Source organism: Geodermatophilus sp. SYSU D01045 (genome assembly GCF_054050295.1).
Map to the genome: position 1 here is coordinate 34,723 of NZ_JBJGZB010000027.1, position 18,731 is coordinate 53,453.

General features: G+C 76.1%; 18 protein-coding genes. 4 read left to right on the plus strand and 14 right to left on the minus strand.

Annotated features, from left to right (window positions below; all coding sequences use genetic code 11):
• Positions 1–97: 97 nt before the first annotated feature.
• Positions 98–2,944, minus strand: coding sequence for a DEAD/DEAH box helicase (locus tag ACI798_RS19230; protein WP_456941170.1), 2,847 nt, complete (start codon positions 2,942–2,944; stop codon positions 98–100).
• 299 nt (positions 2,945–3,243) lie between these two features.
• Positions 3,244–4,134 (minus strand): diacylglycerol kinase family protein, encoded by an 891-nt coding sequence (locus tag ACI798_RS19235; RefSeq protein ID WP_457048680.1) that lies wholly within the window; start codon positions 4,132–4,134, stop codon positions 3,244–3,246.
• A gap of 234 nt (positions 4,135–4,368) precedes the next feature.
• Between ACI798_RS19235 and ACI798_RS19240 the strand changes: the two genes are divergently transcribed.
• The gene (locus ACI798_RS19240) at positions 4,369–5,778 is read left to right on the plus strand and encodes an FAD-dependent oxidoreductase (protein ID WP_457048681.1); all 1,410 of its coding nucleotides are present in this window, start codon (positions 4,369–4,371) and stop codon (positions 5,776–5,778) included.
• Here ACI798_RS19240 and tatC read toward each other — a convergent pair.
• The 5 genes from tatC to ACI798_RS19265 all read right to left on the minus strand — a co-directional run bounded on the left by tatC (position 5,766) and on the right by ACI798_RS19265 (position 9,286).
• On the minus strand, positions 5,766–6,701 hold the full coding sequence (gene tatC, locus ACI798_RS19245) for a twin-arginine translocase subunit TatC (RefSeq protein ID WP_457048682.1): 936 nt from the start codon (positions 6,699–6,701) through the stop codon (positions 5,766–5,768). The genes ACI798_RS19240 and tatC overlap by 13 nt on opposite strands.
• Before the next feature lie 20 nt (positions 6,702–6,721).
• The gene (gene tatA, locus ACI798_RS19250) at positions 6,722–7,027 is read right to left on the minus strand and encodes a Sec-independent protein translocase subunit TatA (RefSeq protein WP_456941174.1); all 306 of its coding nucleotides are present in this window, start codon (positions 7,025–7,027) and stop codon (positions 6,722–6,724) included.
• Between the two features lie 86 nt (positions 7,028–7,113).
• A complete protein-coding gene (locus tag ACI798_RS19255; RefSeq protein ID WP_456941175.1) occupies positions 7,114–7,323 on the minus strand; it encodes a hypothetical protein in 210 nt (69 codons plus the stop codon).
• 23 nt (positions 7,324–7,346) lie between these two features.
• Entirely contained in the window at positions 7,347–8,312 is a 966-nt protein-coding gene (locus ACI798_RS19260; protein ID WP_456903010.1) for a helix-turn-helix transcriptional regulator, read from the minus strand.
• The gene (locus tag ACI798_RS19265; protein WP_456941176.1) at positions 8,309–9,286 is read right to left on the minus strand and encodes a helix-turn-helix transcriptional regulator; all 978 of its coding nucleotides are present in this window, start codon (positions 9,284–9,286) and stop codon (positions 8,309–8,311) included. The genes ACI798_RS19260 and ACI798_RS19265 overlap by 4 nt, the downstream gene beginning before the upstream one ends.
• A gap of 126 nt (positions 9,287–9,412) precedes the next feature.
• Here ACI798_RS19265 and ACI798_RS19270 point away from each other — a divergent pair, with 126 nt between their 5' ends.
• Positions 9,413–10,465, plus strand: a complete 1,053-nt coding sequence (locus ACI798_RS19270) for a DUF3866 family protein (RefSeq protein ID WP_457048683.1) — start codon at positions 9,413–9,415, stop codon at positions 10,463–10,465.
• Positions 10,466–10,528: 63 nt separating this feature from the next.
• Here ACI798_RS19270 and pafA read toward each other — a convergent pair whose 3' ends face one another.
• The 3 genes from pafA to prcB form a co-directional block, all read right to left on the minus strand.
• On the minus strand, positions 10,529–11,887 hold the full coding sequence (gene pafA / locus ACI798_RS19275) for a Pup--protein ligase (protein WP_456941178.1): 1,359 nt from the start codon (positions 11,885–11,887) through the stop codon (positions 10,529–10,531).
• A 65-nt stretch (positions 11,888–11,952) separates the two neighbouring features.
• The gene (gene prcA / locus ACI798_RS19280) at positions 11,953–12,858 is read right to left on the minus strand and encodes a proteasome subunit alpha (RefSeq protein WP_456941188.1); all 906 of its coding nucleotides are present in this window, start codon (positions 12,856–12,858) and stop codon (positions 11,953–11,955) included.
• Positions 12,859–12,869: 11 nt separating this feature from the next.
• A complete protein-coding gene (prcB, locus tag ACI798_RS19285) occupies positions 12,870–13,712 on the minus strand; it encodes a proteasome subunit beta (protein WP_456941179.1) in 843 nt (280 codons plus the stop codon).
• A 181-nt stretch (positions 13,713–13,893) separates the two neighbouring features.
• Between prcB and ACI798_RS19290 the strand changes: the two genes are divergently transcribed.
• Together ACI798_RS19290 and ACI798_RS19295 are read left to right on the plus strand one after the other, a co-directional pair.
• Positions 13,894–14,526 (plus strand): hypothetical protein, encoded by a 633-nt coding sequence (locus ACI798_RS19290; RefSeq protein ID WP_457048684.1) that lies wholly within the window; start codon positions 13,894–13,896, stop codon positions 14,524–14,526.
• 206 nt (positions 14,527–14,732) lie between these two features.
• Positions 14,733–15,128, plus strand: a complete 396-nt coding sequence (locus ACI798_RS19295) for a hypothetical protein (protein WP_457048685.1) — start codon at positions 14,733–14,735, stop codon at positions 15,126–15,128.
• Positions 15,129–15,140: 12 nt separating this feature from the next.
• Here the strand turns inward: ACI798_RS19295 and ACI798_RS19300 are convergent, their stop codons facing one another.
• The 4 genes from ACI798_RS19300 to dop all read right to left on the minus strand — a co-directional run bounded on the left by ACI798_RS19300 (position 15,141) and on the right by dop (position 18,570).
• Positions 15,141–15,764 (minus strand): endonuclease VII domain-containing protein, encoded by a 624-nt coding sequence (locus ACI798_RS19300; RefSeq protein ID WP_457048686.1) that lies wholly within the window; start codon positions 15,762–15,764, stop codon positions 15,141–15,143.
• 35 nt (positions 15,765–15,799) lie between these two features.
• Positions 15,800–16,009, minus strand: a complete 210-nt coding sequence (locus tag ACI798_RS19305) for a ubiquitin-like protein Pup (RefSeq protein WP_456941183.1) — start codon at positions 16,007–16,009, stop codon at positions 15,800–15,802.
• 72 nt (positions 16,010–16,081) lie between these two features.
• Complete coding sequence (locus ACI798_RS19310) at positions 16,082–17,065, minus strand: acyl-CoA dehydrogenase family protein (protein ID WP_457048687.1); 984 nt, start codon at positions 17,063–17,065, stop codon at positions 16,082–16,084.
• Entirely contained in the window at positions 17,065–18,570 is a 1,506-nt protein-coding gene (dop, locus tag ACI798_RS19315; protein ID WP_456941185.1) for a depupylase/deamidase Dop, read from the minus strand. The genes ACI798_RS19310 and dop overlap by 1 nt, the downstream gene beginning before the upstream one ends.
• Between the last annotated feature and the right edge of the window lie 161 nt (positions 18,571–18,731).

Sequence of the window (18,731 nt, forward strand, 5' to 3'; positions counted from 1 at the left end):
GATGACCGTCCGTCCCCGGAGCGGGGGAGATTGTGCACCACCAGGTCCGTTCGGCAGCCCCTCCGCGGCGTGGGAAACCGGCCGGGTGGCGGGCCCCTCAGCCGCTGACCGCCACCGCGACCACCCCGCGACGCACCAGCCCCACCGCGGCCCGCGCCACGCCGGCCACGGCCTCGTCGGCCACCTTCGCCAGCTGGTCGAGCAGGTCCACCAGCTGCCGGGCCCAGCGGACGAAGTCGCCGCCGGAGAGCTCGGTGCCCGCCTGCTCGGCGCCGGCCAGGACCCGGTCGAGGGTCTGCCCGTCGGCCCAGCGGTAGGCCGCCCAGGCGAAGCCGAGGTCCAGGTCGCGGCTGGCGGGCAGGCCGCGGTCGAGCTCGACGTCCTGCAGCCGCGCGCGGATCCGGCGCATCTCGGCGATCGCCCCGCCCACCTTCCCCGCGGGCACCGCCGGCTGGCCGGGCACCTCCCGCCGGGCCTCGAACACCAGCGTGGACACCGCCGCGGCCAGCTCGGCCGGGGTGAGCCCGCGCCACACCCCGGCGCGCAGGCACTCGGCGACCAGCAGGTCGGCCTCCGACCAGACCCGTGCCAGCCGCCGGCCCTCCTCGGTGACCAGCGGGACGTCGTCGACGGGGGTGGGCTCCTCGGTGTCGGCGGGCACCAGCGGCACCGCCTCGGGCACCAGGTAGCCCAGCTCCTCGAGGACGTCGCAGGTGCGGTCGAACTGCCGGGTCAGCGAGCCGGTCCGCTCGGCCATCTTCCGGTGGGTGGCCTCGGCGTCGGCGACCGCGCGCAGGTACCGCTCGGCGAACCGCACCCGCTCCTCCCGGTCGGGCAGCGCGTGCACCGGGTGGTCGCGCAGCGCGCGGCGCAGGTCGTGCAGCACCGGGTCGTCGGCGGCGGCCGAGCGCTGCTTGACCCGCCGGGCGCCGAGGTCGTTCTCCAGCCGCGCGGTGCGCAGCGTGGCGGCGAGGTCGCGGCGGGCGTGCGGGCTGCGGTGGTTGAAGTTCTTCGGCACCCGCACCCGGGCCAGCGCGGTCACCGGCGTCGGGAAGTCCACGCTGGCCAGCCGGCCGGCCCACTTGTCCTCGGTGAGCACCAGCGGGCGGGGGTCGGACAGGTCGGTGACGCCGGGGTCGAGGACGACGGCCAGGCCCTGCCGCCGGCCCGAGGGCACCCGGATGACGTCGCCGGGGCGCAGCGCGGCCAGCGTGTCGGCGGCCTCCATGCGCCGCTTGGCCTGCGAGTCGCGGGACAGCTCCTTCTCCCGGTCGGCGATCTCCCGCCGCAGCCGGGCGTAGGCCAGCACGTCGCCGCCCTCGCTGGCCATCTCCGCGGCGAACCGCTCCGCGTCGCGCTCGGAGCGGGCCGCCTGCCGGGCCAGGCCCACCACCGAGCGGTCGGCCTGGAACTGGGCGAAGGAGGAGGCCAGCAGCTCGCGGGCGCGGGCCCGGCCGTAGGAGCCGACCAGGTTGACCGCCATGTTGTAGCTGGGCCGGAACGACGACCGCAGCGGATAGGTGCGGGTGCTGGCCAGCCCGGCGACGACGGAGGGGTCCATGCCCGGCGCCCAGACGACGACGGCGTGCCCCTCGACGTCGATGCCGCGCCGCCCGGCCCGCCCGGTGAGCTGGGTGTACTCCCCCGGCGTGACGTCGACGTGCGCCTCGCCGTTCCACTTGACCAGCCGCTCGAGCACGACGGTGCGGGCGGGCATGTTGATGCCCAGCGCCAGGGTCTCGGTGGCGAACACGGCCTTGACCAGGCCGCGCACGAAGCACTCCTCGACGGTCTCCTTGAACGCCGGCACCAGGCCCGCGTGGTGGGCGGCCAGCCCGGCGAGCAGCCCCTCGCGCCACTCCCAGAAGCCGAGGACGTGCAGGTCCTCGTCGGGCAGGCTGCCGGTGCGCTCGTCGACGATCCGGGCGATCTCGGCGCGCTCGGCCTCGTCGGTGAGCCGCAGCCCGGCCATCAGGCACTGGTGCACGGCCTGGTCGCAGCCGTTGCGGCTGAACACGAACGTGATCGCCGGCAGCAGCCCGGCGCGGTCGAGCCGCTCCACGACCTCCGGGCGGGCCGGCGGGCGGTAGCGCGGCCGGTGCCAGTCCCGGTCCCGCCGCGAGCCCCCGTTGCCGCCGCCCCAGGTGTCCAGCCGCCGCTCGTGCTCGCGCACGTACCGGACCAGCTCGGGATCGACGACGCTGGCGCCCCGGTCGCGCGTCGACTGCCCGCGCGGGGTCTCGCCCTGCTCGGCGGCGTGCGCGGCGGGCCGCAGGCTGAACAGGTCGAACACCCGGTTGCCGACCAGCATGTGCTGCCACAGCGGGATCGGCCGGACCTCGCTGACGACGACCCGGGTGTGCCCGCGGACGGTGACCAGCCAGTCGGCGAACTCCTCGGCGTTGCTCACCGTCGCCGACAGCGACACCAGGGTCACCGACGCCGGCAGGTGGATGATCACCTCCTCCCACACCGCACCCCGGAAGCGGTCGGCGAGGTAGTGCACCTCGTCCATCACCACGTAGCCGAGACCGGCGATGGCCGGGGACTCCGCGTACAGCATGTTGCGCAGCACCTCGGTGGTCATCACCACCACGGGCGCGTCGCCGTTGATCGCGTTGTCCCCGGTGAGCAGCCCGACCTTCGCCTCGCCGTAGCGGTCGACCAGGTCGTTGTACTTCTGGTTGGACAGCGCCTTGATCGGCGTCGTGTAGAACGCCTTGCGCCCCTCGGCCAGCGCCTTGTGCACGGCGAACTCGCCGACGACGGTCTTGCCGGCCCCGGTGGGCGCGCACACCAGCACCCCGGCGCCCTCGTCGAGCGCCTCGCAGGCCTCGACCTGGAACGGGTCCAGGGAGAAGCCGAGCTCGGCGGTGAAGTCGGCGAGGGTGGGGTGCGCGCTGCGCCGCCGGGCAGCCGCGTACCGCTCGGCGGGGCTGGACATGCCCCCACGTTAGGCGCTCCCCGGACGACCCTCAGCCCGGACCGGACCTCCCGGCGTCATCGCCCCTCCCCCGGATCGCCGCACCACCGCCAGATGGTCGTAAAGTTGGGGATAACGGTCGTACTGGGCGGGTTTGCCCGGTACGGGCAGGCGCCTGGCCCCCTCGTCCCCACAGCAGGCGGTGGTCGGCGACGTCACGCAGCGTCAGGATCCCTGGCATATATCCCCGGCATTCCCGAGACCCCGGCCACGGAGGGTGATCCTGGGCGCGCCGGAGCCCGTCCCCGGCCTCGGCGGACTCAGGCCGGGCGCGCCGACCCCACCACCCGCAGCGCGCCGGGCACCGCCTCGGCGCGCACCGGCAGTGCCGCCACCGGCTCGCCGTCGGCGTAGGTGGTCAGCCCCGTGCCGGCCAGCTCCACCCGCGCGGCGCGGTGCACCGTGACGGCGGGGTGGTCGACGTGCGTGCCCTCGGTCAGTCGCGGCCGGGTGCGCACCAGCTCCCGGCGGGACACCGGCCCGACCACCGTGACGTCGAGCAGGCCGTCGGCGGGGTCGGCGGCCGGGCAGACCCGCATGCCCCCGCCGTACCAGGCGGTGTTGCCGACGGCGACCAGCGTGACCGGCAGCGTCCGCGCCTCCCCGTCGAGGGTGAGGGTGACCTCGCGGGGCCGCAGCCGGGCGAGCTCGGCGAGGATCGCGACGTCGTAGCGGCGGGGCCCCCGCGGCCAACGCAGCCGGTTGGCCCGGTCGGTGACCGCCGAGTCGAAGCCGCAGCACAGCACGGTGGCCCACCAGCGCCCGGCGGTGCGGCCGGCGTCGAGGGACCGGACGGCGCCCGCGCGCAGGTCGGCGGCGGCCGCGGTGGCCGCGGCCACCGGTTCGGGGGGCACGCCGAGGGCCAGCGCCAGGTCGTTGCCGGTGCCGGCCGGGACGACGGCCAGCGGCGTGCCGGTGCCGGCGACCGCCTGCAGCGCGGCGTGCACGGCGCCGTCCCCGCCGATCGCGACGACGGCGCCGGTGCCGGCCGCCACCGCGCCGGCCGCGGCCCGCTCGGCCTCGGCGCGGGTGCCGGCCGCGAGCACCGTGGGGGTGAGCCCGCCGCGGCGCAGCGCGTCGAGGGCGGCCGCGGACACGGTGCGGGCGCGGCCCCGGCCGGCGGCGGCGCTGACGAGGACGGCGACGTCCACCCGGTCTCCCTCCCCTGCCTCCGGCGAGCGGCCGGCCCACGCTACGGCCCGGCGCGCCCCGGGGACGACACCCCCTCCCTGCGGTGGAAACGGCCTGGTCGGAGGTCGGTACCGCGCCGTCCTGATCTTGACACCGTCGCGCCGCCGGTGGGTCGATGACGCCGCCGGTCTGTTGCCCAGCAACACCTTCCCGGGGAGACCCCACCGGCCCCGTCGAGTCGTGCGGAGGTCGTCGTGCAGGTCGTCGTCGCAGGAGCCGGGATCTCGGGCCTGACCGCCGCGGTCGCGCTCGCGCGTCAGGGCCACCGGGTGCAGCTGGTGGACCGGGACGGCGCGCAGCCACCCGGCGACGTCGCCACCGCCGCGGACTGGCGCCGCCGCGGGGTGGCGCAGTTCCACCAGCCGCACGCCTTCCTCGCCCGGCTGCACGCCGAGCTCGCCGCCGGCCTTCCCGACGTGCTCGACGCGCTGGTCGCCCACGGCGCCGAGCCGGTGCGGCTGGCCGACGGGCTCACCGCCCTGCGGTGCCGGCGCAGCACGCTGGAGTGGGTGCTGCGGCGCACCGCCGACGCCGAGCCGGGCGTGACCCGGCTGCGCGCCGGGGTCGAGCGGGTGGACGTGGCCGGCGGGGCGGTCTCCGGTGTCCGGCTGGCCGGCGGCGGCGTGCTGCCCGCCGGCCTCGTCGTCGACGCCACCGGCCGGCGCGGGCGGCTGTCGCGCCCCTGGGTCGGCGACACCGTCGACGTCCCGGCCGACGAGGTGTACGTCTCCCGCCGCTACCGGCTGCTGCCCGGCGCCGGGTTCGCGCCGGTGGAGCGGGGCGTGGTCTCGGTGGCCGAGGGCGACGGGTACGCCGTGCTCGTCTTCCCGCACGACGCCGGCACGTTCACCGTCTGCCTGACCCGGCTGCCCGACGACCCCCAGCTGGCCCGGTCGCAGGAGCTGCCCGGCTTCGAGGCGGTCACCCGGCTGGTGCCGCTGGCCGCGCTGTGGACCGACCCGGCGCGCGCCGTCCCGGTCTCGCCGGTGCTGGTCATGGGCGGCCTGCGCAGCACCTTCCGGGTGCTCACCGACGACGCGCCGCTGGGGCTGCACCCGCTGGCCGACGCCGTCAGCACCAGCAACCCGCACTTCGGCCGCGGCTCGGCGCTGGCGGTGGCGCACGCGCTGCGCCTGGCGGAGGCCGTCGCCGCCGCGCCCGGGGACGCCCGGTCCTGGCGCGCGCGGGTGGACGCCTGGGTGCTCGGCGAGCTGCGGGAGTGGTTCGACGACGGCTGCCGGGCCGACCTCGCCCGCGCCCGGACGTGGCGGGCCGCCCGCGACGGCGCGGGGTGGGGCTCCGGGTGGGGCGCCGGCCCGCCGTCCGGGCCCGCCGGGGACGGGGCGCCGCTGCCGGGCTGGCTGGTGTTCGCCGCCGCCGGCGCCGACCCGGAGGTGGGCCGGGCCGTGCTGCGGCACGCGCAGCTGGTCGACCCGCCGGCGGCGCTGGCCGCGGTGCAGCCGCGGGTGGCCGGGCTGCTCGCCCGGGGGTGGCGGCCCGGGCACCCCTCCCCCGGCGACGACGGCCCGCCGGCCGCACCCCCGCGGTCGGTCCTGGTCGAGGCGCTGGCCGCCGCGGGACCCCCGGCGGCTCAGCCGCGGTAGGTGTCCGCCGGGGTGCCGGGCAGCAGGTCCTCGCGCCGGGTCGGGGCGGCGTCGAGGTCGGAGGGCCGGGCGTCGAGCGGGGAGGCCTCGTCGTCGGGGACGTCGTGGAAGTGCTCCCCGGCCTCCCGCCGGGCCCGCCGCCTGTCCACGACCCGGGCGACCTGGATGGCCAGCTCGAACAGCACCACCATCGGCAGCGCCATGGCGAGCATGGTGAACGGGTCCTGGGTGGGCGTGATGAACGCGGCGAAGACGATGGTCAGGAAGAAGATCCACCGCCGGCTGCGGGCCAGCGCGGCGTGCGACAGGACGCCGACCAGGTTCAGCGCCACCGCGATCAGCGGCAGCTCGAAGCTCAGCCCGAAGGCGACCAGCAGGCTGATGACGAAGCCGAGGTAGTCCGGCGCGGTGAGCTGGAAGGCCACCTCGTCACCGGCGAGCTCCAGCAGCAGCTCCAGGCCCTTGTAGAGGGTGACGTAGGCCAGCACCGCGCCGAGGGCGAACAGCGTCGTCGAGACGGCGACGAAGGTGATCGCGTAGCGCTTCTCGTTGCGCTTGAGCCCGGGGGTGATGAACGCCCACAGCTGGTAGAGCCAGAACGGGCTGGACAGCACCGCCCCGGCGATCAGGCCGATCTTCAGCCGCAGCAGCACACCGCCGAAGACGTCGAGGACCACCAGCGAGCAGCTCTCGTCGCCCTGGAAGCGCAGGTCGGCGGGCAGCGAGCAATAGGGCTGGCTGAGGAAGGTCAGCAGCCCGTGGTCGTACCAGAGGAACCCGGCGACGGTGCCCAGCGCGAGCGCCAGCAGGGCCTTGGCGACGCGGTTGCGCAGCTCGGTGAGGTGCGCGACGAGGGTCATCGTCGCCTCGGGGTCCCGCGGCGCCCGCCGACGACGGCGGCGGCGCAGGGAGGGACCGCTCACGTCGCTGCCCGGGGAGGCGGTCAGCGTGCGTCGGCGGCGCCGGGCTGCGCGGCGCGCGCCCGCAGCTCCGCGGCGCGGGCCTCGGCGGCGGCCGCCTCGGCCTCGAGCTGGGCGCGCCGGTCCCGGTCGGCGGCGTCGAGTGCGGCCGGCGGCAGCGGCGCGGACGGGGCCGCGGTGCGGTCGTCGTCCTTCATGCCCTTCATCTCGCCCTTGAAGATGCGCAGCGAGCGGCCCAGCGAGCGCGAGGCGTCGGGGAGCTTCTTGTAGCCGAACAGCAACAGGACGGCCAGGATGATCAGGCCGATCTCGAGCGGGCCGAGGTTCATGCGTCCTCCAGGTCGCGGGGGCGGGGCCGATGCTACGCCGGGGGTGTGGGCACCCGGTCCCCCCAAAGGGCGGGGTCGACGGCGGTTCAGCGGTCGTTCGACCGGCGTTCGTCCGCGAGCGCGGCCGCGCGGGCGGCGGTGGCCTGGGCCTGCTCCAGGACGGGCCGGGCCTCCTGCTCGGCGGCCGCCAGCTCCCGGCCCAGCCGCCGGAACGCCCCCAGCAGGCCATGGGCGATGGCGCCGAGGACGACCAGCGACACGACGACGGCGACGATCCACACGACGAGCAGCAGCACGGGGTGAGCCTAGGCGCCGGGGATCAGGCGCCGTACCGGGCGAGGGCGGCCCGCGCGTCGGCGGCGACGGCGGCGGCGAGCTCGGCCGGCTCGTCGACGGTGGCCGCGCCCCCGAGGGAGGCGACCAGCCGGCGCGCCCAGGCCAGGTCGTGGGTGCGCAGCGCGACCGCCAGCCCGCCCGGCGGGTCCTCGACCTCGCGGACGTCCTCCACCGGGTAGTACTCGGCCACCCAGCGGGCGGTGCGGGCCAGCCGCAGCCGCACCACCGGCGCGCCGGGCGCCGGCTGGTACAGGCCGGACTCCACGTCCCGCGGCGCGGCCTGCGGCGGCGGGGCGGCCGGCTCGTCGAGCACCTCGACGTCGTCGATGCGATCCAGCCGGAACAGCCGGACGCCGGCCACCTCCCGCGACCAGGCCTCCAGGTACCAGCGGCCGTCGACCAGCAGCAACCGCATCGGGTCGACGGTCCGCTCGGTGCGCTCGTCGCGGGTGGGCACGTAGTAGTGCAGGTGCAGCGCCCGGCCGCGCTCGAGCCCCTGCCGGACGACGGCGAGGGCCTGCTCGCGGGCGTCGACGCTGAGCGCCACCGGGGTGACCCGCTCGGCGGCGTGCCCGGCGGCGGCCGACACCTTGGCCAGCGCCCGGCTCACCGCCTCCTGCTCGGCCAGCCCGGGCAGGTCCAGCAGCGTGCGCAGCGCCACCACCAGCGCGACCGCCTCGTCGGTGGTCAGCCGCAGCGGGCGGACCATCCCGGCGGTGAAGGTGACCCGCACCCGGTCGCCCTCGAAGGACAGGTCGATGAGGTCGCCGGGGCCGTAGCCGGGCAGGCCGCACATCCACAGCAGCTCGAGGTCGCGGCGCAGCTGCCGCTCGGGCACCCCGAAGTCGCGGGCCACCTCGGCCAGCGGCACGCCCTCGGGCCGGGCGGTGAGGTACGGGACGAGCGAGAGCAGCCGCGTCATCCGCTCGTTGGTGGCCGGGCTCGTCATCGCTCCCCCATGGCGGCCAGGCGGGTCAGCCGCTCGACGACCGCGTCGCGGACCGCCGTCGGCGACTCCACGACGACGTCGGGGCCGTAGGCGGCCAGCTGGTCGGCCAGCCGCCACGGCTCGGTGGTGCGCAGCTGCAGCCGGTCCTCCCCGTCCGCCCCGGCGCCCAGCGGGGTCGCCCAGCGGCGCAGCCCGACGGCGGTGCCCGGCCGGGCGCGCACGACCACCAGCTGCTCCTCGCCCCGGCCGCCGAACTGGCCGGCGACGATCCCGGCGAGGTCCAGGTCCGGCGGGGGCTCGAAGGCGTTCTCCGGCCCGGTCGCCCGCGGGGTGCCGACGACGCGGGACAGCCGGAACACCCGCGGGGCCTGCCGGTCCAGGTCCAGCCCCACCAGGTACCAGCGGCCGTGCCAGGCGACCACGCCCCAGGGCTGCACGTGCCGGCGGGCCGGGGCGTCCTCGTCGGGACGGCGGTAGTCGAACTGCAGCACCCGGCGGTCGCGGGCCGCGGCGTAGCAGGGCTCGAACGCCGGCTCGTCGGAGTCCAGCCGCGGCTGGATCGGCAGCCGGGTCGGGTCCACGTCGACGCCGGCGGCGCGCAGCTTCACCAGCGCGCTGTGCGCGGCCCCGGCCAGCTGCGCGGACTCCCACAGCCGCAGCGCCAGGCCGACGGCGGCGGCCTCCTCGCCGGTGAGGGTGATCTCGGGCAGCTCGTAGTCGGCGCGGGCGATGCGGTAGCCGTCCTCGGTGTCGAAGACGCTGGTGCGGCCGGTCTCCAGCGGGATCCCCATCTCGCGCAGGTCGGCCTTGTCCCGCTCGAACATCCGCTTGAACGCCTCGTCGGCGCGGGCGGTGCCGTCGTCGGGCTCGTAGCCGGGGACGGTCGACCGGATCCGCGCCGCCGTCACGTACTGGCGGGTGCCGAGCAGCGCGATGACCAGGTTGACCAGCCGCTCCGCCCGCTTCGCCGACACGCGCCCCAGGCTAGTCAGACGCGCGCTCCCCCACCGTCCCGGCCGCGCGCGGGCCGCTCCCTGGCTAGCCTCGGCCCCGTGGGGGAACGGACGACTGCGCAACGGATCCGCTGGCGACGCGGCACGGTGACCGCGACCGGGAGGAGCTGGCGCGACGCGCTGGAGCTCACCGTGGAGGTGCCCGGCGACGGCGCGGTGCGCTCGCTGGCGCACCCGTCGCTGGTGGGCGTGCCCGAGGTCGGCGACGAGGTGCTGCTCAACACGACCGCGTGGGCGCAGCGGCTGGGCACCGGCGGGTACGCGCTCGTCGTCGCCGTCCCCGACCGGCTGCCGCCGGACCCCACCGGCCCCGGCCACCTGGTCAAGGCGCGCTACACGCCGCTGCAGGTGAGCGTGCAGGGCGTGGACGAGCAGGACACCGCGCACCACGACACCATCGCCGCGGCCGAGGACCTCGGCGGGATGCCGGTCGTCGTCGCCGACCTGCACTCGGCGCTGCCGGCCGCGCTCATCGGCGTGTTCGCCACCGACCCCGACCTCAAGGTCGCCTACGTCATGACCGACGGCGGCGCCCTGGTGGCCGGCTTCTCCCGCACGCTGCACACCCTGGCGCCGTCGCTGGCCGGGGTGGTCACCGTCGGGCAGGCCTTCGGCGGCGACCTGGAGGCGGTCACCCTGCACACCGGGCTGCTGGCCGCGAAACACGTGCTCGGCGCCGACGTCGCCGTCGTCACCCAGGGCCCGGGCAACCTGGGCACCGGCACCCCGTGGGGCTTCTCCGGGGTCGCGGCCGGGGAGGCGTGCAACGCCGTCAGCGTGCTCGGCGGGGAGCCGATCGGCGCGCTGCGGATCTCCGACGCCGACCCGCGCCCCCGCCACCGCGGCGTCTCCCACCACTCGCTGACCGCGTTCGGGCGGGTGGCCATGGCCGGCGTGACGCTGGTGGCCCCGCGCGGGCTGGGCTCGGAGCTCGGCCGGCAGGTCGAGGAGGACCTGGCCGGCCAGCCCGAGCGCAACCGGGTGGTGTGGGTCGACGTCGAGGGGCTGGACGAGGCGCTGCAGCTGTCGCCGGTGACGCTGTCGACGATGGGCCGCGGCTGGCCCGAGGAGCGCGCCTACTTCCTCGCCGCCGCGGCCGCGGGCCGCTACGCCGCCGTCCGGGTGCCCCTGCCCGACTGACCGGGGCACCTCCGCGGACGTGCACGGTGCAGGTCCGCGGAGGTGCCCGGACTACATGCCGGACTACATGGAGGCGATGAGCTTCTCCACGCGCTCGTCGACGCTCTTGAACGGGTCCTTGCACAGCACGGTGCGCTGGGCCTGGTCGTTGAGCTTGAGGTGCACCCAGTCGACGGTGAAGTCCCGCCGCTTCTCCTGGGCCTTGCGGATGAACTCCCCGCGCAGCTTGGCCCGGGTGGTCTGCGGCGGCACGTTCTTGGCCTCGAACACCCGCGGCTCGTGCGCCACCCGCTCCACCTGGCCGTTGCGCTCGAGCAGGTAGTACAGCCCGCGCCGGCGGGAGATGTCGTGGTAGGCCAGGTCCATCTGCGCCACCCGCGGGGACGACAGCGACAGGCCCTTCTTCGCCCGGTACCGCTCGATCAGCGACAGCTTGGTGGCCCAGTCGATCTCCCGGTCGATGAGCGAGAGGTCCTCGGTGTCGACGGCCTTGAGCACCCGCCCCCACAGCTCGAGCATCTGCCGGTGCACCGGGCCGAAGCCCTCCCGGTCGACGAACTCCGCGGCGCGGGAGTGGTACTCGCCCTGGATCTCCAGCGCGCTCATCTCCCGGCCGTTGGCCAGGCGCACCTTGCGGCGGCCGGTGACGTCGTGGCTGATCTCCCGGATCGCCCGGATCGGGTTCTCCAGCGCCATGTCCCGGATCGGCACCCCGGCCTCGATCATCCGCAGCACCAGGTCGGTGATGGTGACCTTGAGCAGCGTCGTCGTCTCGTTCATGTTCGAGTCGCCGACGATGACGTGCAGCCGCCGGTAGCGCTCGGCGTCGGCGTGCGGCTCGTCGCGGGTGTTGATGATCGGCCGCGACCGGGTGGTCGCCGAGGACACGCCCTCCCAGATGTGCTCGGCGCGCTGGCTGACGCAGTAGATCGCCCCGCGCGGGGTCTGCAGCACCTTGCCCGCGCCGACGATCAGCTGCCGGCTGACCAGGAACGGGATGAGCACGTCGGCCAGCCGGGAGAACTCCCCGTGCCGGCCGACGCAGTAGTTCTCGTGGCAGCCGTAGCTGTTGCCGGCCGAGTCGGTGTTGTTCTTGAACAGGTAGATGTCGCCGGTGACGCCCTCCTCGGCCAGCCGCTGCTCCGCGTCGACCAGCAGGCCCTCGAGGATCCGCTCGCCGGCCTTGTCGTGGACGACGAGCTCGGTGAGGTCGTCGCACTCGGCGGTGGCGTACTCGGGGTGGCTGCCGACGTCGAGGTACAGCCGCGAGCCGTTGCGCAGGAACACGTTGGAGCTGCGCCCCCACGACACGACGCGCCGGAACAGGTAGCGGGCCACCTCGTCCGGGGACAGCCGCCGCTGCCCGCGGAAGGTGCACGTGACGCCGTACTCGGTCTCGATCCCGAAGATCCGTCGGTCCACGGACCGAGCCTAGGCGCCGGATGCGACTCCGGCCGGTTCCCCGCTCGTCCCTTCCGCGACGCCGGTCAGCTGCCCCCGTCGGTGCCCCCGCCGGCGCCGTCGGCCGGGCCCGGCTGCGGGCCGCTGCCCTCGCCCGACCCGCCGGTGCCGCCGGCGGTGTCCGGCGCGGCGGGGTCGCCGAGACCGGCCGGGGTGCCCGGCTGCGGCGCGCTGGGCACGTGTGCGTGGGTGGTGCCCTCGGGCGCGGCCGCGCCGGCGCTGCGGTCGCCGAGCAGGGTGCCCAGCGCCGCGCCCACGACCCGGCGGAAGGCCCGCTTGGGCCGGCGGCGGTCCAGGACGGCGACCTCGAGCTGGCCGGCCGGCAGCAGGCCGTCGCCGCTGCCGTTGGCGTTGCCCGACATCGCCGGGCTGGACGCCGACAGCGCCCGGACGCCGGTCATCAGCGCGTCGCGCAGCGCCATGCCGGGGCGGAAGTCCTCCCGCAGGCGGGCGGTGACCGCCTCGGCCTGCCCGCCCATGACCACGAAGTCCGGCTCGTCGACGACCGACCCGTCGAAGGTCAGCCGGTACAGCTGGTCCTGCTCGGCGGCCTCCCCGACCTCGGCGACGCACAGCTCCACCTCGTAGGGCTTCATCTGCTCGGTGAAGATCGCGCCGAGGGTCTGCGCGTAGGCGTTGGCGATGACCCGGCCGGTGACGTCGCGGCGGTTGTAGGAGTAACCGCGGACGTCGGCCAGGCGCACCCCGGCCACCCGCAGGCTCTCGAACTCGCTGTACCGGCCGACGGCGGCGAAGCCGATCCGGTCGTAGATCTCGCCGACCTTGTGCAGCGTGGAGCTGGGGTTCTCGGCGATGAACAGCACGCCGTCGGCGTAGGTGAGGACGGCGACGCTGCGGCCGCGGGAGATGCCCTTGCGGGCGTACTCCGAGCGGTCGCGCATGAGCTGCTCGGGCGAGGCGTAGTACGGCATGGTCACGGCGATCAGCCCTGCCCCTCGGCGGCGGCCCGCTCGTCGACGATGGTCTTCGCGACGGCGGAGACCTCGTCGTCGGTCAGGCGGACGGCGCCCTCGGCGTCGACGCGGTAGACGATCGGGTACAGCCGGCGCACCGGGTCGGGGCCGCCGGTGGCCGAGTCGTCGTCGGCGGCGTCGTAGAGGGCCTCGACCAGGCTGCGGGTGGCGTCGTCGCCGGACAGCCCCGGCCGCCAGGTCTTCTTCAGCGAGTTGCGGGCGAACAGCGAGCCGGAGCCGACGGCGGCGTAGCCGCGCTCCTCGTAGTTCCCGCCGGTGACGTCGTAGCTGAAGATCCGGCCCGGGCTGGCGTCCGGGGCGGCGTCGAGGTCGAAGCCGGCGAACAGCGGGACGACGGCCAGGCCCTGCAGCGCGGCGCCGAGGTTGCCGCGGATCATCTGGGCCAGCCGGTTGGCCTTGCCGTCCAGGCTGAGGGTCAGCCCCTCGATCTTCTCGTAGTGCTCGAGCTCGACCTGGTAGAGCCGGACCATCTCGATCGCGATGCCCGCGGCCCCGGCGATGCCGATCACCGACCAGGTGTCGGCCGGGTACACCTTCTCGATGTCGCGGCTGGAGATCAGGTTGCCCATGGTGGCCCGCCGGTCGCCGCCCATGAGGACGCCGCCGTCGTAGGTGACGGAGACGATCGTGGTGCCGTGCGGGGTGAGGTCGCCGGCGTGCACCGACGGCACGGGGCGCCGCCCGGGCAGCAGGTCGGGCGCGGCCTGGGCGAGGAAGTCGGTGAACGAGGAGCCCACCCGGTCCAGGTAGGCGGGCGGGAAGCCGCTCCGGCCGGTGTGCGACTGGGTCAACCCGTCCACCCTCTCCGCGCCCCTCCCGGGGTGCTCCTCGACGTGCCGCGGACGTGCCGCGGCGGCTCGTGGCCGACCCTACCGGCGCGACTGCCGGGCCACCCGGGACGCGGGCGGGCCTGGTCCGCCGGGACCGCGGGGTCTACCGTGCGCCGGCTCGATCGACCGGAGGGGAGCAGGCGTGACCGACGGAGTGCACCCGCGGGACCTGGCGGGGGCACCGCACGTGCCCCGCGTGCCGGCCGGACGGCGCCGCACCGCGCTGGCCGCGACCGGGCTGCTGATGGCCCTGCTGTGCGGGCTCTGCGCGGCCTGGACCCGCGCGGCGCTCGGAGGCGGGGCCGGGTGGCCCGCGGCCGTGGCCGCCCTGGCCGGGCTCCTGGCCGCCTGGTCCCTGTGGTCGCGGGTGCGGCAGGACGAGGCCGGCCGGCTGCGGCTGGAGGGGACGGTGCTCGTCGGGCGGACCCTGCTCGGCGAGCAGGGGGTGGACCTCGCGCGGGTGACGGCGGTGTCCGCCGGCAGCGATCCGGAGCTGGGCAGGCTCGTCGCGGTCCGGCTGAGCGACGGCGAGCGGCACCTGGTGGTCCCCTGGTCGCGGCTGGACGGCCTGCCGGAGGCACGCCGGCTGCTCGTCCACCGGCACCGGCGGGGCGGGCTCCTGCCGCCGGCGGCGTGCGCCGCGTGGGACCTGCCCGCGCCGCCCGAGGTCCCCACGCCCGGGCGCGTGCGCCGGGACGGGGCGGACCGGGCCATCGGCGCGCTGACCCTCCTCGGCTCGGCCGCCGCCGTGGCGGCCGGCGTCCTGCTCGCGTGAGCCCGCCGGTGCGGGTGGTGCCGCGGGTGGCGGACCGGCGCCGCGGCCGCGTGCTGGCCGGGGCGGGCGCGCTGCTCGTGCTCGTCGTGGCGCCGGCGGGGAGCTGGGCGCTGGCCGGGCCGGGTGTCCGTCCCGCTGGTCGTGCTGCTCGGGCTGCCGGCCGTGCTGCTGTTCGCTGCCGTCCGGCAGAACGACACAGGCGGTCGGTGCGTGTCGACGACGGCCTGCTGAGCGGCCGCACGCTGCTCGGCCGGCACGGGGTCGACCTGACCGAGGTGCAGGCGGTCGCTGTCCAGGAGGGCGAGGAGGGACCGGCCGGCCTGCTGCCGGTCGACGGCGGTGGTCACCTGCGGGTGCCGTGGCCGGAGGTGCGTCGGCACCCTGAGCTCCGGGAGCTGCTGCTCGCCCGTCAGGCGCAGGGGGCCGTGGTGCTCCCCCGGGTGCTGTGCGCGGCGTGGGACGTCCCCGCCCTGCCCGGCGCGCCGTGGGCCGGGCGGGTCCCCGGCGACCTGCACGACCCCGTGGACGCGGTGATGACCGCCCTCACCGGGACCGGTTGCCTCGTCACCGGCCCGGGCGCCGCCCTCGCCGCCGTCGGGTGAGCGCCCGGTCGTTCACTCCTCGGCCTGCGGTGTGGCGGGCGGACCGCCCTGCAGGGCGCGGTGGTGGAGGACGTAGCGGGCGGCGGCGCGCAGGACCACGGGATCGTCCTTGAACTGTCCGAGACCGCCGTTGCAGCCGAAACAGAGCAGCGCCCGGACCCTGCCGGTTACGTGGTCGTGGTCCACGTGCTCGGCCGGCGCCGTGACGCAGATGGCACAGAGCCCGCCCTGCTCGGCCAGCATCGCGTCGGCCTCGGCGACGGTGATCCCGTACCGCCGCATGAGGTGGTAGCTCCGCGACCCACCCACCTTGTCCTTGGAGGCCTTGCCGCGGACGTTGTGACAGGGCTTGCAGTACGTGTGCACACCGCTCGAGTTGGCGGTGGTCGTGGGGAACTCGTCGATCGGCTTGACGGTGTCGCAGTCCGGACACCACTTGGCCCCGGCCGGCACGTCTCGACCGACCGGAAAGCGGCGGCTCGGTGGACCGAGCCGCCGCCGTCTGGACTCCTGAGACCTCGCCCTCGCGTGGTCGCGGCAGTAGAACGCGAGACCGTCCGCTCGTCGCTTGTCACGGGTGAACTGGTCGAGCGGGCGGACCACACCGCAGTCCGGACACCACTTCGAGTCGACCATTTCATCCCACCATTCCCGCTATACGGAGATGGCTTTCACTGACCCCCTTTTTGCACATACGAGCGAACGAATTCCTCTGCATTCTCCTCGAGGACGTCGTCGATCTCGTCGAGGATGGCGTCGACGTCCTCGGACATCTCCTTGTGCCGCTCGGCGACCTCGGTGTCGACCGAGGCCTCGACCTCGTCGGTCTCCTCGCGCGTGCGCGTGGCCCGCTGCTGCCCGCCGGTGTCCCTGGTGGCCATGTGCCCTCCCCTGGTGCGCGCCGAGTGCGTGCTGCCGCCGAAACTACCCGCAGGTACCGACACCCGGCGGCCTCAGCGGGCCGCGCCCAGCCGCGCCAGCAGCGACGCGCGGATCGCGGGGCGGGACCCGAACACGAGCAGGAACACCGCCTCGCGCGCGGTCCGCTCGGCCACCGAGCCGGCGCGTGCGGCGCCGCTGCCGGTCGCCACCACCAGGGCCCCGGCCGCGCGGTGCGCGAGGGCCGCGGCGGCGGCGCGCGCCTCCGGGAGCCCGTCCGGCCCAGCGGCGTCGAGCCGGGCGCGCACGGCGGCGAGGTCGTCGTCGAGGGGTGAGGGGCCGACCAGCCGGGCGCACCGCCGGGCCAGGCCCAGCGCCAGCGAGCCGTTGAGCCGCAGCCCGGCCGCGTCGCCCGCGCGGACCTCGGCCAGCGGGGTCGCGCCCAGCAGCCGGCCGGCGGGGACGCGGTGGCCCCGCAGGTGCAGCTCCACGGTGGCGCTGGCCTGCACCGCGACCAGCGCCTGCGGCACCGCCGCGAGCGTCGGCCCGCAGGCGGCGTCGGCCAGCACGAACGCGACGTCGTCGCCGTCGCGGGCGGCCACCAGCACGACGTCGAGCAGGCCCCAGCCGGTCACCCACGGCACGGCGCCGTCGAGCACGAGGTCGCCGCCGTCCCGCCGCACGGTCACGGGCGCCGCGTCCGGGCGCGTCGCCGCCTGCAGGGCGATCCCGGCCCGCCGCCGCCCGGCGCACAGGTCGGCCAGCAGCTCCGGGTGCGCCTGGGAGGCGGCCAGCCGGCCGACGACGCCGTGGTGCTGCAGCCACACGAACGCGGTCGCGAGGTCGCCGGCCGCCAGCTCCTCGACCACGGCCGCCAGCGTCGCGCCGTCGGCGCCCAGGCCGCCGGCGTCGGCGGGTCCGACCAGGCCGTACAGCCCGGCCGCGGTGAGCGCGTCGAGGTGGCCGCGCGGGAGGACGCCGGTGGCGTCGACCTCCGCGGCGGTGGGCGCGAGCAGGTCCTCGGCCAGCGCCCGCGCGACCTCGACCGGCGGGGTCACTAGGCGCCGGTGATGGTGTCGACCAGCTCCTGCGCGCTCGCCGTCGACTCGAACAGCAGGCCCACGTGGTCGCGGGTGCCGCGCAGCGGCTCCATCGTCGGGATGCGCACCAGGTTCTCCCGGCCGAGGTCGAAGACCACCGAGTCCCACGACGCCGCGGCCACCTGGGCCGGGAAGCGCCGCAGGCACTCGCCGCGGAAGAAGGCGCGGGTGTCGGCCGGCGGGGTGACCATCGCCCGGGTCACCTCGTCGTCGGTGAGCAGCCGCTGCATCGAGCCGCGGGCGACCAGCCGGTGGTAGAGCCCCTTCTCCGGGCGGACGTCGGAGTACTGCAGGTCCACCAGCTGCAGCCGCGAGTCGCCCCAGGACAGCCCGTCGCGGGAGCGGTAACCCTCCAGCAGCCGCAGCTTGGCCGGCCAGTCCAGCCGGTCGGCCAGGCGCATCGGGTCGGTGGCGAGGTCGTCGAGGACCTCGGCCCAGCGGCGCAGCACGTCGGTGGTCTGCTCGTCGGGCGCCCCGTTGCGGTCGACGAACCGCTCGGCGTGGTCGAGGTAGACCCGCTGCAGGTCGACCGCGGTCATCCGCCGCCCGTCGCGTAGCCGCACCTGGGTGGCCAGCGACGGGTCGTGGCTGACCGCCTGCAGCGTGGCGACCGGCTCCTCCAGCGAGAGGTCCTCGCGCAGCGCCCGCGCCTCGATCATGGCCAGCACCAGCGACGTCGTCCCGACCTTGAGGTAGGTCGACAGCTCGGCGAGGTTCGCGTCGCCGATGATCACGTGCAGCCGGCGGTACTCGTCGGGGTTGGCGTGCGGCTCGTCGCGGGTGTTGATGATCGGCCGCTTGAGCGTCGTCTCCAGGCCCACCTCGACCTCGAAGAAGTCCGCCCGGGAGGAGATCTGGAAGCCCTGCGTGCGGCCCTCGGCGCCGATGCCGACCCGGCCGGCACCGGCGAACACCTGCCGGGTCACGAAGAACGGGATCAGCCCGCGGATGATGTCGATGAACGGCGTCCGCCGGTCCATCAGGTAGTTCTCGTGCGCGCCGTAGCTGGCGCCCTTGCCGTCGGTGTTGTTCTTGTACAGCTGGATCGGCTGGGTGCCGGGGATGCGGGCGGCCCGGCGGGCCGCCTCGGCCATGACCCGCTCCCCCGCCTTGTCCCACAGGACGACGTCGCGCGGGTTGGTGACCTCCGGCGTCGAGTACTCCGGGTGCGCGTGGTCGACGTAGAGCCGGGCGCCGTTGGTGAGGATGACGTTGGCCATCCCCGAGTCCTCGTCGAGGTCGGTGTGGTCCAGCGCCTGCGCCGGGGACAGGTCGAAGCCGCGGGCGTCGCGCAGCGGCGACTCCTCCTCGAAGTCCCAACGCGGCCGGCGGCGGGTGGGGGCGTCGGCGACGGCCCAGGCGTTGACGACCTGGCTGGACAGGGTGGTCGGGTTGGCGGTGGGCTGCCCGGGGACCGAGATGCCGTACTCGACCTCGGTCCCCATCACCCGGCGCACGCTCATGCACCGAGCCTAGGCGTCCGGCGCCGGGCCGCCGGGAGCCCCGCCCCGGGCCCGAGGGACGCGCCGACGACGTCGTGCGGCCGGCCCGCCCGGGCGCACCCCCCGGCCGGGCGGGGGGCCCGCGCCGCCCGCGGCGCGCCCCGGCCCCCCCCCCCCCCAGG

Coding starts and splice junctions, on each gene's coding strand:
- ACI798_RS19305 (WP_456941183.1), bottom strand. CDS start 16,009: ATGGCCACCAGGGACACCGGCGGGCAGCAGCGGGCCACGCGCACGCGC.
- ACI798_RS19300 (WP_457048686.1), bottom strand. CDS start 15,764: ATGGTCGACTCGAAGTGGTGTCCGGACTGCGGTGTGGTCCGCCCGCTC.
- ACI798_RS19260 (WP_456903010.1), bottom strand. CDS start 8,312: ATGACGAGCCCGGCCACCAACGAGCGGATGACGCGGCTGCTCTCGCTC.
- dop (WP_456941185.1), bottom strand. CDS start 18,570: ATGAGCGTGCGCCGGGTGATGGGGACCGAGGTCGAGTACGGCATCTCG.
- ACI798_RS19230 (WP_456941170.1), bottom strand. CDS start 2,944: ATGTCCAGCCCCGCCGAGCGGTACGCGGCTGCCCGGCGGCGCAGCGCG.
- prcA (WP_456941188.1), bottom strand. CDS start 12,858: ATGCCGTACTACGCCTCGCCCGAGCAGCTCATGCGCGACCGCTCGGAG.
- tatA (WP_456941174.1), bottom strand. CDS start 7,027: ATGAACCTCGGCCCGCTCGAGATCGGCCTGATCATCCTGGCCGTCCTG.